Raw genomic sequence first — 14606 nt, 5'->3', positions numbered from 1 at the left:
AATTAAAATAAATTTAAAATGAAAGCAATACAAATAAGCGAACCGGGAGGGACAGATAAATTGACCTATACAGAACTCCCAACGCCCAAAATTAATAATGACGAAGTATTAGTACAGGTAAAAGCTATAAGTATTAACCCAGTAGACGTAAAAAGCCGCGCCGGTAAAGGCGTTTTTGGAAGGCTAAAAGACGAACTGCCACTTATATTGGGTTGGGATATCAGCGGAGTTGTGCAAGAGGCCGGCAGCAACTCGGGCTTTAAAAAAGGAGACGAAGTGTTTGGTATGGTTAACTTTCCCGGCCATGGTAAAGCCTATGCTGAATATGTAGCGGCTCCCTCAAGCCATCTCGCATTAAAACCGGCTAATATTTCCCACTCAGAAGCTGCCGCGGCTACACTCGCTGCGCTTACAGCCTACCAGGCGACAGTGCTTAAAGCAAATGTACAGGCAGGGCAAAAAATTCTAGTGCACGCGGCATCCGGTGGTGTTGGGCATTTTGCAATACAAATAGCAAAACACCTTGGAGCAGAAGTTACGGGTACCTCGTCTGCTAAAAATAAAGATTTTGTATTAGGCTTAGGTGCAGACCATCATATTGATTATCATGGTTACAACTGGGGAGAAAGCGCTAATGAATATGATTTTATATTTGATACCGTAGGGGGCGATAATATTGATAATTCTCTTGAGGTTGCAAAAAGTGGCAGTACGCTAATTAGCATACCAACGGGTCTTAATGAGGCCGTAACCGAAAAAGCCAGGGTAAAAGGAGTAAACGGTTATTTCTTCATGGTAAGTTCTAATGGGGATGATATGAAAGTAATTGCTGAATGGCTTGCAAAAGGTTATATTAAATCACACATCTCAGAAACATTCGGCTTTAATGATATGGCTTTGGCACATGAACACGTAGAAAGTGGCCGGACTGTAGGCAAAGTTGTTGTTACACTTTAACAAATACAGAAGATAACAATGCCTGTAATGTATAGCGCAATGCAGGCATTGTTTCTCAATACATTCATACCATTAAAACAGAGACTGACATGAAGCTGTTTTATACCATAAAAGGGGATAAAGTTTTATATTTGCTTAGTTACCCTCCTAAAGAAAAAGTACAGGTTATGCATATCGAAAATACACTACACCCTTTTGAGATAGAAAAGGAAACGCTTACTGAGTGGAGCCGCCGCCCACATCAGCATAATTTCTTTGAATTAGTATATATTCAGGAAGGTGAAGGTAAACAATGCATCAACAATAGTTTGCTCCCCTATGAAGGTGGTAGTATTTTTTTATTGCCTCCATATGATTGCCATTCTTTTGAAATAGCTACTCCTACTACATTCACGTTCATCCGGTTTAATGCGTTATTCTTTAAAAATGACAAACGAACCATGATGGATTATAGCCAGTGGTTTAGTAACCTGCACTATATCCTAAGCAGTTATAACAGGGTGCCCGGAGATGTTATACATTCTGAAGCTGACAAGTCTGTTATGATAAGCCTTATAAACAGCATGCAGCAGGAAAGGCAACAGCAAAATTTTTCGGAGTCGATACTAAGGACAAATATGGTGGCAATGCTTAACATACTATTACGAAACTTCGAAAACAGTTTTCTGGAAAAACATAAGGATAAAGACAGTCAAACGCGTGATGTATTGCAATATATACAATATAACCTCTTTGATAACGGCAAACTTAAAGCAGATGCTATAGCAGAAGAATTTAATTTATCTCCTACCTACATAAGCGAATATTTTAAAAAGAAAACAGGTGAGAGCCTCAAGGAGTACATTTTGAAAGCCCGTGTAAATGTAGCTCAAAGCCGATTAGAATATTCGGGGCAAAGTCTTAAGGAAATAGCTTATGACCTGGGCTTTACCGATGCCAGCCACCTGACCAAGGTAATTAAAAAATACTATGATGATGCAGGTACTACGTGTAGTAGTTTCGCAGGGTAATTTGCATAAATAATCACTGACATGGTTCATCTTAAATATCACATCAATATATTGAATTGTCGCATCAGTGATGCGACAATTCAACCTAATTAAACAACTCGCACCAGTGGTGCGAGTTGTTCATCTAATTATATCTATTTTTTGAACAACAACTCGACCTCACTCCAATACCCCGGATGGTAGAAGATTGTAACGGATATATTCCATTACCTGAAGTTCTTTAAAATATTTATGATATGTGGGTGAACTCTTAATATGCGAAAGCGCCATGATTTTGCTACGGCTAGGTCAGCTAAATATTTTCTGACACTGAACTTTCAGAAATCCTAGGTTTGCGAAAATCTGAAATCCTGTCCGGTAAAAGAAAGCTTAGCCTTTCCATGATACGAGCTTTAAAAGAACGGCTCAATATATCTGCTGATATACTCCTACAACTTTACTAATTATGAAATAGAACTCAATTCATTTGATGAGGTGATCTGGAGGATTAACCAAGACATTGAGCGACCCAATGCCGAATACATTTTTGAATTTAAAACACCATTGTAAAAGGTAAGGCTCAATATATTGTGCAAGATGATATCTTGACTAACATCTTTCCTTTATTCGTGCCATTAAAAAGACCAATAAACGCATCGGGTAATTGTTCAAAGCCCTCCATAATTGTTTCAGTGTAATGAATTTTATCTTCAGCTAACCAATGTTGCAACTGACGCCGACCCTCCTCAAAACGATCTTTGTAATCGCCAATGAGAAAACCTTGTATCAATAATTTTTTAAAAACAACAAGAGGTAGTAAACGTGGCCCTGTAGCTTTCATAGTGTTATTATAATCAGCAATTGTCCCACAAACTATTACCCTCCCGTAATCGTTCATGTTGCTAATTACCGCATCTGATACAGTACCCCCCACATTATCAAAGTAAATATCAATGCCTTCCGGGCAAAGCTCTTGGATAGTGGCATTAATATCTTTATTGGTTTTATAATTTATGGCCGCATCAAATTGGAAAGCGGATGTGATAAGCTGTGCTTTTTCCTCGCTACCAACAATACCGATAACCTTACATCCCAATATTTTACCGATTTGTCCGGCGATACTTCCTACGGCACCAGCTGCACCGGAAACAATCATGGTTTCTCCCCTTTTAGGCTTTCCTATTTCAATGAGTGAAAAGTAGGCTGATAAACCAGTAGATCCCAGGACACTTAAATAAGCACTTAATGGTAGGGCGTTATTTTTAAGATGGATTAATCCATCCGCTTTAGCTATTAAAATATCCCGCCATTCCATATAGCCCATTACAAAATCGCCCTGCGAAAACCTTTTGTCCGACGACCTAACTACTTCTGCTATACCCCGCGAAATAATGATATCCCCTGCGTTTAAATTGGGCGGATGTCCGCCGCTCATAGCGGCTCTCAGGTAAGGATCTACAGAAATATATATTGGCTTTAAGAGTAACTCACCATTGGCAGGAACCCCGAGTTCCTCATGCTCTATTTTGAAATTACTGGGTTGCGGCATACCTTCCGGTATGCTCACAAGCCTCATTAACCGGCTTTTCATGATTTGAAGTTTTAATTAAATACCATATTTACCCGTAAGAGCTTTCATTTCTATACTTTTCGCAAAAAGTGGTGTTTCCTCGTGATTATGAGCATCTGATGCGACTTGACGGTCATGGGCAGCCTGCGCTAAAGTAATATTATGAGTTTTCATGAATTCCAAGAACTCGGGCGTGGCTGTAGCATGGATCTCATTGGTGTATTCACAGGTATTGTCATCTAATTTTGTTGCCCTCAATTCCCAAAGTACCTGGACTTTACTTCTACCATTGGTTGATATGGCGTCCGAAACGGATAACATCCGGCAATAGTCTGCCCTGTACTCTGTCGCTACGTAATGCTGAATGATAAGAGCACCGCCGATAGTTTCAACATTGATAGACATTGGAACGCCATTCAATGTGCGGGTAAACCCGGCAGCGATATGGGCTGTAGAGCATCTTTGGTATTCTTCATCGGGTAGGTTGAACAACCAGTCAGCAATATTTACTTTTTCGATTGGGGCATTGATAATTGCTTTAACAATAGAGTGAGATAGCGCGTTCTCAGCATTTTGTTGGATTTCCATAATGTTATTTTTTTTTGATAAGTCAAAGGTCATACATAAATAGTAATCGTCTAAACTCTTATTTTCGATATACTTGATTGGTAAAACCGATTATGTTACTATCTTTAGTTATGGAACTTCGACAACTTAAATATTTTATCAAAGCAGCCGAATTGCAAAATTTTACGGAAGCTTCCGGCGCTTTGTTTATTACACAAAGCACCTTGTCCCAACAGATCAAACAACTCGAAGATGAACTTGGGATACCTTTATTTGACAGGATTGCAAAGAGGGTACGGTTAACGGAAGCCGGAAAAATATTTTTACCTTATGCTCTTAAGACTGTAAAGGATGCCAGCGATGGAAAAATTATATTGAAGGATTTAATGAACCTCAATACTGGTAACTTGACAATTGGTGTTACTTATGGTTTAACCGACCTATTGACTAAAGCTATCATACAGTTTTCGAAAAAATACCCAAAAGTCCAACTTGACATTGTTTTCGGTACAACAAAGGAATTGTTAGAAAAACTCGGCCGGAGCGATGTTGACATGATGCTTTCCTTTTTGCAACAGGAAAAAAACGGTAGCTATAAAACAGAAAGGCTTTTTTCATCCTGCCTTGCTCTGATTGTAGACTCAAACCACCCTTTAGCTAAAAAAAAACATGTTAATATTAAACAATTAGAAAATGTTTCATTATTATTACCATCAGGCGGATTCAGCATCCGCAATTATTTGGATATTTTATTATTGCGCCATAATATAAAACCTGATATCAAGATGGAAATAAACGATATCAATATGCTTTTATTATTAGTAGGTAGCGGCGAATGGGCAACCGTTTTAATGGGCTCGTCAATTTTTAATCATCCGGATTTAAAAGCAATAAAAATTACAGGTGATGGTATGACCCGGATAGCAACCATAACCTGGCCGGTAGATATTTACTGCAAAAAATCAGCGCAGTTAATGGCAAAGTTATTAGTTGATTTAAGTGCTAATGATATCAATTAGGCTGTAAAACGGTTTCTATATAAAGCAGAAGTTAATTAAATAGTAATTTATAATTGTGTCATCATTGATGACACAATTATAAATGTTTAGTTTATACCTTTTTGAATTTGTTGCCTCAGTGCGGCAACAAATTCATTTAACAGCAGTGTGTATATTGAACAATAATTCCACTTCACTTCTATATCCAGGATGATAGCAAGGCGTGTAACGGATGTACCCCATAACCTGAAGCTCTTTAAAGTATTTGTGGTAGGTAGGCAATGTTTTGATATGCGAAAGCGCCATAATCTTACTGCGGCTGACATTGATGATTTTGGGCTGTCCCTGCGTGTAACCAAGGTATAGTATGGCACTAAGCAAAGCAAAGTGCCATACATTTAGAGAGGTGTCCCGTTCAAATAGCTTCAGGTATTTTAAAAGGTTATGCAGTTCCATAAGTCGGCTGTTTGTCGTTGAACAAATTCATTATGTCAGCCTTACTGTAGTAATAGGAACCCAGCACTTTTTTAAAACGTATTTTTCCTGTAACGCGCAGGTTTTGCAACGAACCTGCTGATATATCCAGTAGTTTACGTACGACACGGCTTTTTAGCCAGTCCAATACTGGTTTATTTTGCTGCTCCTTTTTAGACTCTTCAATGATTTTACGGAAATCATCCATCATAACAAGGCCGAATTGCCTTAGGTCATCTTTTGTAATATACTCGCTCATCATCATTCCATTTTCAGTTCATAGCACCAAAATAATTCCTTTGATGATAGGTTTGGTATTTCTGCCATCCGCTGGCAGTAGATGTCTTTAACTGGTATGGAAAACCAAAAGGCACTCCCTTCCTTAGTCGGGAAAGCCTTTTAGTTTTTTAGACTGATATTGCCGTTTTACAGCTATACTCCTTCGTCGCTCCGCTGCAAAACGGCAGGTTGTTTTCGTGAGATAGTCCGGCTATCTTCTTAATCCCCTGGATTTCTTTTTCATTTGCCGTGCAAATGCTTCCTCTTCATAATCTTCGCCTTGAGTTTGTGGCAGCAAACCTCCAAATATGTCTGAGAGAGCATTGGCAGCATCGGACAGGTTTGGATTGATCTTTTCATTTTCAGATAATGGGCTTTGTTTCATCAAAGGATTAATATTCGATGATTTTACATCATTTGGATTTGGTAAACTAATTTCCGGTTTATTACCGTTATTCCACCATTCATTAAAAGTGCCTGCACTAAGGTTTTTATTAAGTTGCGACCCGTTCCATACTGAACGGGATTGGTGGTCAATGAACGTGATGCCGTAGATTCGATTATCCGCTGTCCGTCGGACAACCGTGTTGATACCTGCTTCTTTTAAAGCCGTTTTAAATTCTGTTTCATTTTTAGTCGCCAATATTGCTTTTTCAATAGTAGCTTTGAGTGTTGACCTGTCAGCACTGTTTTGCAATTGCATTTTAGATTTTGCAAAGTGAGATTGCAATTCAGTGTAGCCCGCACCTCTACCGAACAGTGAAGCTTTGAATGGATTGCTTGCCTTTTCTCCTTTTTCGTTCAATGCAAAGTAGACCAGTCCTTGTCTAGGTTTTCCATTATACTGGCCTTTTACTTCTTCAGCAGTAATATTGAATAATGAGAGTAAGGCCTTGTACGTGCCAAGCGTAGTGTATTGATAGTATTTCGGCAGGTAACGGATAACGGCAGCCATCTGGCTTTTGATATCGCCAACTTTATAATTGACCGGTTTAAAGATAGGCTCGGTTCGGTTTTGCTTTTTTTCAACAGCATTTTTCAGGTTGTACTGGCGTTCCAGTTCCCGACAGGCTGCCATGGACTTTCTTTTTTCAAAGGCATCAGAGATTTTCCTTCCCTTTTCGTCCACACATACCGTTACAATATGGATATGGCTGCGCTCAATGTCTTTGTGTTTGAATACTATGAACGGCTGCTTGCCATAACCCATTTTTTCCATGTAATCCTTAGCAATGGCTTTATAATCATTGTTGCTTACTTTGTCATCAGGATCAGGATTGAGTGAGATATGCACCACTGGCTTTTCTGTTTTCCGGTTGGCAACAAGATATGCCTGGAATGAATTTGAGATTTGTGGTACGGTAAATGTACCGTCCGGAGATTCTATGATTTTCTGGCCTGCCAATACCGTTGCGGTATTGTGCTTTACTTTATCCATATTGTAGGATAAGGCACCAAACAAACTTTTGCCCCTGCCAATCTTAGCTACCATGGCTCACTTTTTAAGATGGTTCGCCTCAAATTCAGTGGTAAGTTCAATGATCTTTTTACTAACGGCAACAAGTTCGATGGTTTGCTTTTCTAACCTGTACAGATAGGCAGCGGCTTTCTTCTCGGTAAAGTTGCTGTACAGGATTTTAATGAGTTGGTTGTAGTTGACACCAATGGCGCGGAACTGTGCAAACAGTCCCGTTAGTTTCACATGGTAATCTATTGCCGCTTTGTCAATTTTTACGGTAGTGATGGTCTTTTGGAAAATGCAGGCAGTAATAAAATGTGCCATAACATTCATGCCCGATTGCTCAAACAAGCTCAGGAACTTAGCATTTTCCACAGCTCTCAGGCTGATGGAATAACGGAAGGTAGCACGGTCATCTTTAGGATGCCTGCCTCCTTTATGTTTTTTATGTGTGCCGTTATCGTCCACTTTATATTCCTTTTTAGTTTTTTTGCCAGTATGGAATGAAGGTAGTCATTGATTTAATCGGTAAATCGCTTCCGGCGATTTAAGGCATTGGTTGGCTTTGATAGGTTTAGAAAAGAAACTTTTCCCAAGTAAACCGATAAAAGCAAGCGAAGGTATTGCTGTCAATCCAAAAAAAGGCAAAAGACTACGGCATAATGGCTTTGCTCGCCCACTCACAAACCCACCCCTTGGGACTTATTCCGTTTCCTTTTGCTTTTTCCGCATTGCCTGCACCTTGATATTGCTTTCTTTTTTCGGTTTTCTTTTGGGAAAAAGTTATGCGGAGCGCAAGCGTAGCAGGACTGTATCAGATAAGAGAATTGAAAGGAGATACAAAACGATTGTATTATTATTAAATTCAAAAAATTATGGCACATAATTTAAATTTCAACAAAGAGACAGGGCAGCACGCCTTTATGAGCGTAAAACAAACCGCATGGCACGGGCTTGGGCAGATTGTAGAGAACTACCCGACAAGCCGTGAAGCGATAACCTTTGCAGGCTTGGACTATGAAGTGGCAAAAGCACCGATTTTTGCTATGGGTGCAGGCGATTTCGAGAGTTACCCCGTACCCGACCAATACGCAACCCTACGTACAGATAACAAAGCCGTTTTTGGCGTGGTGGGCAAAGACTACCAAATCGTACAGAATGCTGATGCGTTCGCTTTCTTCGATGCCATTGTAGGCGGTGGCGAGGGCATACTGTATGAAACCGCAGGCGCACTCGGCAACGGGGAACGCATATTTATAACCGCCAAACTGCCCGGCTATATCCGTGTGGGCAATGGGGACGATGTAACACAGAAATATATTTTCCTGACCACCTCCCACGATGGCAGCGGTTCAATCATGGCAGCGTTTACGCCTGTAAGGGTTGTTTGCTCGAATACGTTAAATGCAGCAATGAAAACCGCTACTAACGTGGTACGCATACGCCACACCGCAGGGGCTAAGGAACGTTTAGAACAGGCGCATAAAGTAATGGGCGTTGCCGATACTCTTTCATTGCAATTAGAGGGCATTTTTAACCAGTGGGCTAACGTGCGCATCGAAGATAAACAGGTTAAGCAACTGATACAGTTGGCACTCTGCCCGAACAAAGAAACCTACAACCTCTTAAAGAAAGGGGCTACCGAGGAACTTTCAACGATGTATAAAAATGCCTGTGATACTGCATTTGAGTATGCTATGGCAGACGATACCCAACAAACTGAAACCACTAAAGGAACTTTGTTTGGCGCATACAATGCCGTTACGGGCTACTACCAAAATGTACGCAGTTTTAAAACGGGCGAGGACAAACTAAAATCCGTCTGTTTGGGTGGTACGGACGGTTCCCCCTTATATTGCATACGAATAGTCCATGTTTTATTTGACGAAGTTTCAAGGGCGAGCTCATTTGGCCCTGTAACTTCTATAATACGGCCACGGTTATCAATACGTGTACGCATAGACTGCGCATTTTTATCTGTTGTAAATACGGGTATTCCAAAAAGATAATTGTAGGCTGTAGATGAAGTTTCTCCAAAAGAATTATTTACTCCTGTTGGATAGGTGTAAAGTATACTGTCATATGTCAAATTCTTTACATAGCTTGTTGTAGGCTTCCCTTTTTTAGTACGATTTAAAAGTATAAAAAATACTGTTATTTCCGATCTTATGTTTCTAACAGTTGATGGGCTGAGTGTAGTGAAGGCGTAGCCGTAGCGGAACGAAGCCCATCAACTGTATTGTTTTTTATTCTATAGGCGCTCGGGCTGATTCCCCCCAGGGCATCATGAGGCCGGTGGTTGTTATAGTCCTCCACCCATTGGTGGCTGATATCCCTTACCTCATCGATACTCTCAAAAAGATGTGCATCCAGCACATGCTCCCTGTAGGTTTTATTGAAGCGTTCTATAAGGGCGTTCTGTGTAGGTTTCCCAGGCTGGGTATACTTAAACTCAATATCCATTATAGCACTCCATTCCTGAGCCAATTTAGCAACAAATTCCGGCCCGTTGTCCATTCGTATCCGTTTTGGCTTGCCATGCCGGTTTGTGAGGTGTTTTAAAACCCATATTATGCGGCGGCTCTTCAAAGAATAATCTGTCTCAATAAACAAAACTTCCCTGTTATAGTCATCAATTACATTAAAGCTGCGGAACTTCCTGCCGCCCATCAGGCTGTCGCTCATAAAGTCGATGCTCCAGGTGTGGGTAAAGCTCTCAGGTATAACTATAGCTTCCTTAACCCTTGCAGGCAGGCGTTTCTTTACCTTCCTGCGTAACGGAAGCCCAAGTTGCTTATACACCCTGTGCAGGCGTTTATGGTTTACCTTATCACCACCATTGCGCAGGCGGTAATAGCACTTCCAAAAGCCTTCGCGGGGATGGTCTTTTGCAAAGCCTTCAAGGCGTTCAATAAGACCTGTATCATTTTTTACCGAGAGGTACGATAAACTGCTCCGGCTGGTCTGTAAGAGACGGCAAGCCTTGCTTTTGCCGTTAGGGTAAACACAAGCCAGGTCGGTTACAATGGTTCTTTTATGGCAAGGCTTTAAAGCTTTTTTTCGATGATATATTTTGCCATGTCCAGTTCAAGGGCAAGGTCGGCATACATACGCTTAAGCTTGGCATTTTCCTCTTCAAGGGCTTTTAACCGCTTAAGTTCGCTGGCTTCCATACCGCCATAACGCTGCCGCCATTTATAAAAAGTAGCTTTGCTGACTCCATGCTCACGGCTTATGGTATCAACATCTTTGCCCGATTCAAACTCTTTGAGGATCTTGGCGATCTGGGTGGGATTAAATTTACTAGTCTTCATAATTACAGTTTAAAGTTAATAAAAATTCTACTTTTAAACTGTACTATTTTTGGGGGAGCTTACATTGTTGTGTTAGTACTATTCTTATTATCATTTTCGGTTACCTTATTGAGGTTACCGTAAGCGTCATATCCAAAAACAACAGTATTATCTTCGGTAGCATTTAGCTTTGTAACAATTTGCATCATGCTGCCCTTAGTATTATATGAAGCGCTGCGCTGACGCATTAGCTGGTTGTTGCTATACTTGTAAACCGATATTTTACTAGGAAATCCTGTCATGGCTGATTGCTCAAACGAACTGGCAAGATGGTACTCAATGGCAGTCCTGTAGCTATCTTCATGGCTGCTTCCCCCGTCTATGTAAGACGTAATATTACCTGTGTTGTTATAGGCTTGTACTGTTTTTACTGATACCTGCGCCTGCCCATTTTCATATGAACCTGAGGTTGTTTTTACCATCGCAACAAATAGCCTTGATTTGTCTAATAAAGATGGAGCAAGGTTAAGTTGAATATAATTATTACTCTCCGCATTTAAATTTACTACTGGTGCATCAGGATTAAGAATATTATAAAGCGTGCTCTGGTTAGCCAAAAGCTGGTTAGCACTGTTATAGGTTGCAGATCCTTTAGCAAGCCCGCTCAGGTAAATATTTTCGTTATAGTAATAATTAATAACGGTACGAAACACCACTTCGTTTGATGGGTCTAGTTGTTTTGTAGTTAGGGTACCAAAACCTAAAAACTCCCGTTCCCTACGGTCATATTTCGGGCTGGCATACTTAAAAGATGTTTTGGTAATATCCGGCCCAAATGCAGTATCTGCCCCGCTTCCGGTAAAACCGTCATGTGTTGTAACTTTACTTAGTACCCATTTGTTTTGAGGGAGGTCATAGGTATTATCATTCTTTTCATATTCAAGTGTCCAGCTACCCCCAAGGGCAGTATTTACTTTTTTAAGCAGATATGTTTTACCAACCTTATTAAGATTAGCATTTACACTTCCACTATTACTTCCAGACTGGTGCAACATATTTAGAGATCTATATCCTGATGAAGTAAAAGGAGTTGTTTTTTTGGATTCAAGCCATCCCGAACAATGGATGCGATTGGAACAAAAAGCATTGATACCGAAAGAACAAATTAAGATAATAAAATTTGTTTCAGTACTTTCCGATATGGGAATATTGAGAATTTATAATAAAATTAATCCAAGCTCTATGGACGATGGTTTGCCAAAAGATTGCCATATCCGTTCTAGTGATCTCACTTTTTATTCAGGTGAAGTTTATCGTAGAAACCTAAAAGAAAATGGCATCAATGATGCTATTCTTTTTCGGGCAGGTCAAGCAAATAGTTTAGATTCATTACCTATTTTGGTTTTTACAGCAACGGAACAATATAGTGAATCTCAAAAAGAAAGATATAGAAAAAAAGGGATTGACCCAGACAAACAAGTTTTATTATGGTTCGAAATGCAAAAAGAATTGAAAGAACTATCTAATAACGGAAAACAAGTTATTATTAATGGAACTCACGGTACTATAATTACAAAAAAAGAAAATGCGGAAATAATTAATAAAGAAATACTCTTAATGTCAAAAAAAATTAACTAAGAAAAACCGTAAAAATTTATAGAAGATCCTGTAAGCAAAATTGCGAGTTTTTGGCACGAAAACATCGGCTTCAATAAGAAACATTCTTTTAGACAGAAACAGTTCGCCCTTATCCGGAATAAAGGCCAGGAGAGACAGATTACAAAACAGTTCATTTTTTATTTTCAAAAAATGCCAGAATAGGGGTCAAGTGTTCGACTGTAATCCCTGATATACGCCAATACTTATTTGACAACGGAATTACAACTTTAAGCAATCTAGCTGGCGATGAATCGCTGTAGCAACCTTATTTAACTTTAGAGACGTTTATATTTTAAATGCAGAACAATAACAAAACCTTCCAATTATGGTAGATAATACCTTAGTATTGATTTAACAGAGTATTCTAGCTAACCTTTAAGTACTCTTTAGACAATTTACTTATAAAGTAAGACGGCCTAATACCTGTTGTTATAAGAAAAGCATCCGAAAAATTTTGTGCTGTACTAAAACCAGATAACTCAGCTAATGCTTTTATAGTATAATTACGGTAAATGGGTTTTCTTGTTAGCAAATCTATTGTGTAATTAATTCGCAATTCATTAAGGTATACTGTAAACGTTTTACCATTATTATTAATAACCTTAGACAAGTAAGTAGAATTTGTTTTTAGCATATCAGCCAGTTTAGCCTGGGTAAGGTCTTTTTTTAGAAAAAGCTCTTTTTCTTCAAATCTCCTGAGTTTAGAAAGTATCTCATCTACAACCTCTTTATTAATATCCAGAGGTCTTGAGGGCTCTTTAACCTCTAATGGAGGTGCTTTTTGGCTTAAGAGCAATTTCTCATAATTTTTTTGGTACAACCGTTGCTTCGCATAGTACATATAAATATAATAACCTAAAGATGCTGTTGTAATAGCTAAAAGGATAAGATATAAAATCATCTTATTTTTAGCACCTGAAAGTTCATACTCTATCTGTTGCCTGGCAAGGTTAAGATCTTTAGTATCGTATTGCTTTTTTATCTTGTTGCTTAAATATCTGTAATTTGTATTTAAGATACTATCTGCGCGCAGTAACGTATTTATATATAAGAGCTGCTTGTCTTTATCATTTTTTTGCTTGTAGTAATTTATAAGTATTTCATAATTTTCGCGAAGGTCTGGCCGTATGTAATTATTTTTATTAAAAACAGAATCTACCTTGTAAAAAAATGGCATGGCTTTTTGTACATCATTAATTGCCATGTAACTTTTTCCTAAATAAAAGTAGCCCACAGTCTGGTTCGCAAAATCGTCATTCTTTATAATATCAGGTAAAGATTGCTGTAGCAACTTTATAGCATTAGCATATTGTTTTTTGCCATATAAATTAATTCCTTCTATCTGCCTGATGTACTGCATGTCAAGATTTTGTTCCAGCCTTTTACTTTCTCTAATTCCCCATTCTGCTGTTTTAGAGCTTAACTCATAATCTCCAAGTCTGTTATACGCAAAAGCAAGACCACCTATGGCGCTTAAATATCCACGTGTATTATTAAAGCCATCACGTTTAAAATATTCAATACAATCTTTATATAAATCCATAGCTTCCTGGTAGTCTCCCAGATAGCTCTTTATAAGCGCAATATTGTACTTAGCCTTATATTTTAAATAATCATCGTTTGTTTCGGTTAAATAGCGGTCTGCAGTAAGGTAATTATCTAAAGTTTCAGGATATTTTCTTAGTTTATAATAGGCTATTCCGCGGGTTAGGTAAGCACTTCCAATTAAAATTTTATCTGCAGATTTTTCAGCATAAAAAATAAGGCTGTCAGAATATTTTATGCTAACCGCATTGTCAGACAGGTATACGCAATTTTGATATCCATATACTATTTCTTTAAACTTCTGTTCTTTTTTGGCCTTGCGTACATAGGCATTAAGATATACCCAAACTTTGGTGCTGTCTTTCTCAAAGGTATTTATGCGATCATTTATATAAGTATAGCTTTTATGCTCAAGAGAATCTACAGGTAATATACCCGCGGCAGCACAAACTGACTGTACTGTGAAGTAAATAAAGAAGACGAATATTTGAAATTTAGACATATAAAGCTAAAAATATAAGCAATATACCACTAAGTGTTAATCAGTAACAACAAAGTACAAATTTTAACATAAACAATTGCGTAAAACGCTTGTTTTTAAATATTTAACCAGATGCTGGAAAGCGTGGAATTTATAAAATACCCATGTGTAATTTATAAATTCCAGTAACATTCGTTTTATTTTAATTAAAAAGGCAGGTACATTTGGAATATCAATAACCACAGCCAATTTTTTGAATTCATACACGAACTAAGCCAGATTAGTTCATGATAATTCTCCAAAATCCAACTTAAACCAAAAGTGGTTATTACTAA

Annotated in this window: 15 protein-coding genes; 6 read left to right on the top strand and 9 right to left on the bottom strand. The window is 38.6% G+C overall.

What is annotated here, in order from left to right; translation table 11 throughout:
- Window positions 1-18: 18 nt before the first annotated feature.
- Both DYH63_RS11675 and DYH63_RS11670 read left to right on the top strand, forming a co-directional pair.
- Window positions 19-957, top strand: coding sequence for an NADP-dependent oxidoreductase (locus tag DYH63_RS11675; RefSeq protein WP_116788974.1), 939 nt, complete (start codon window positions 19-21; stop codon window positions 955-957).
- Window positions 958-1046: 89 nt separating this feature from the next.
- Entirely contained in the window at window positions 1047-1967 is a 921-nt protein-coding gene (locus tag DYH63_RS11670) for an AraC family transcriptional regulator (protein ID WP_205528243.1), read from the top strand.
- A 559-nt stretch (window positions 1968-2526) separates the two neighbouring features.
- Here DYH63_RS11670 and DYH63_RS11660 read toward each other — a convergent pair.
- A complete protein-coding gene (locus DYH63_RS11660) occupies window positions 2527-3537 on the bottom strand; it encodes an NADP-dependent oxidoreductase (protein WP_116788973.1) in 1011 nt (336 codons plus the stop codon).
- Window positions 3538-3552: 15 nt separating this feature from the next.
- Window positions 3553-4104 carry a hypothetical protein gene (locus DYH63_RS11655; protein ID WP_116790815.1) on the bottom strand — a complete coding sequence of 184 codons (552 nt, stop codon included), beginning with the start codon at window positions 4102-4104 and terminating at the stop codon, window positions 3553-3555.
- A gap of 92 nt (window positions 4105-4196) precedes the next feature.
- Here DYH63_RS11655 and DYH63_RS11650 point away from each other — a divergent pair, with 92 nt between their 5' ends.
- Window positions 4197-5102 carry a LysR substrate-binding domain-containing protein gene (locus DYH63_RS11650; protein ID WP_116788972.1) on the top strand — a complete coding sequence of 302 codons (906 nt, stop codon included), beginning with the start codon at window positions 4197-4199 and terminating at the stop codon, window positions 5100-5102.
- A gap of 132 nt (window positions 5103-5234) precedes the next feature.
- Here the strand turns inward: DYH63_RS11650 and DYH63_RS11645 are convergent, their stop codons facing one another.
- The 4 genes from DYH63_RS11645 to mobA form a co-directional block, all read right to left on the bottom strand.
- Window positions 5235-5537, bottom strand: a complete 303-nt coding sequence (locus DYH63_RS11645; protein WP_116788971.1) for a hypothetical protein — start codon at window positions 5535-5537, stop codon at window positions 5235-5237.
- Window positions 5524-5820: a helix-turn-helix domain-containing protein gene (locus DYH63_RS11640; RefSeq protein ID WP_240408980.1), complete on the bottom strand. Its 297-nt coding sequence runs from the start codon at window positions 5818-5820 to the stop codon at window positions 5524-5526. The genes DYH63_RS11645 and DYH63_RS11640 overlap by 14 nt, the downstream gene beginning before the upstream one ends.
- A 225-nt stretch (window positions 5821-6045) precedes the next feature.
- Window positions 6046-7326 (bottom strand): conjugal transfer protein MobB, encoded by a 1281-nt coding sequence (mobB, locus tag DYH63_RS11635; RefSeq protein ID WP_116788969.1) that lies wholly within the window; start codon window positions 7324-7326, stop codon window positions 6046-6048.
- Window positions 7327-7329: 3 nt separating this feature from the next.
- Window positions 7330-7761, bottom strand: coding sequence for a conjugal transfer protein MobA (gene mobA / locus DYH63_RS11630; protein ID WP_116788968.1), 432 nt, complete (start codon window positions 7759-7761; stop codon window positions 7330-7332).
- A 97-nt stretch (window positions 7762-7858) separates the two neighbouring features.
- On the opposite strand from mobA, the gene DYH63_RS21310 reads away from it, so the two are divergent.
- Together DYH63_RS21310 and DYH63_RS11625 are read left to right on the top strand one after the other, a co-directional pair.
- Window positions 7859-8179, top strand: a complete 321-nt coding sequence (locus DYH63_RS21310) for a hypothetical protein (protein WP_162927007.1) — start codon at window positions 7859-7861, stop codon at window positions 8177-8179.
- Window positions 8169-9302: a DUF932 domain-containing protein gene (locus tag DYH63_RS11625; RefSeq protein WP_116788967.1), complete on the top strand. Its 1134-nt coding sequence runs from the start codon at window positions 8169-8171 to the stop codon at window positions 9300-9302. Before DYH63_RS21310 ends, DYH63_RS11625 begins: the two co-directional genes overlap by 11 nt.
- Before the next feature lie 157 nt (window positions 9303-9459).
- Here DYH63_RS11625 and DYH63_RS11620 read toward each other — a convergent pair.
- Window positions 9460-10607 (bottom strand): IS3 family transposase gene (locus tag DYH63_RS11620; RefSeq protein WP_439952022.1). Its coding sequence is split into 2 segments (ribosomal slippage): window positions 9460-10346 and window positions 10346-10607, totalling 1149 coding nucleotides; the frame shifts between segments, so codons are not numbered across the junction.
- A 59-nt stretch (window positions 10608-10666) separates the two neighbouring features.
- The gene (locus DYH63_RS11610; protein ID WP_116788964.1) at window positions 10667-11641 is read right to left on the bottom strand and encodes a toxin TcdB middle/N-terminal domain-containing protein; all 975 of its coding nucleotides are present in this window, start codon (window positions 11639-11641) and stop codon (window positions 10667-10669) included.
- A gap of 76 nt (window positions 11642-11717) precedes the next feature.
- Between DYH63_RS11610 and DYH63_RS11605 the strand changes: the two genes are divergently transcribed.
- Complete coding sequence (locus DYH63_RS11605) at window positions 11718-12224, top strand: hypothetical protein (protein ID WP_162927006.1); 507 nt, start codon at window positions 11718-11720, stop codon at window positions 12222-12224.
- Between the two features lie 385 nt (window positions 12225-12609).
- Here the strand turns inward: DYH63_RS11605 and DYH63_RS11600 are convergent, their stop codons facing one another.
- Window positions 12610-14292: an AraC family transcriptional regulator gene (locus tag DYH63_RS11600; protein ID WP_116788962.1), complete on the bottom strand. Its 1683-nt coding sequence runs from the start codon at window positions 14290-14292 to the stop codon at window positions 12610-12612.
- Window positions 14293-14606 lie beyond the last annotated feature (314 nt).

Source organism: Flavobacterium psychrotrophum, assembly GCF_003403075.1.
GTDB lineage: Bacteria > Bacteroidota > Bacteroidia > Flavobacteriales > Flavobacteriaceae > Flavobacterium > Flavobacterium psychrotrophum.
This window is presented reverse-complemented; position numbering and strand designations above follow the sequence as displayed.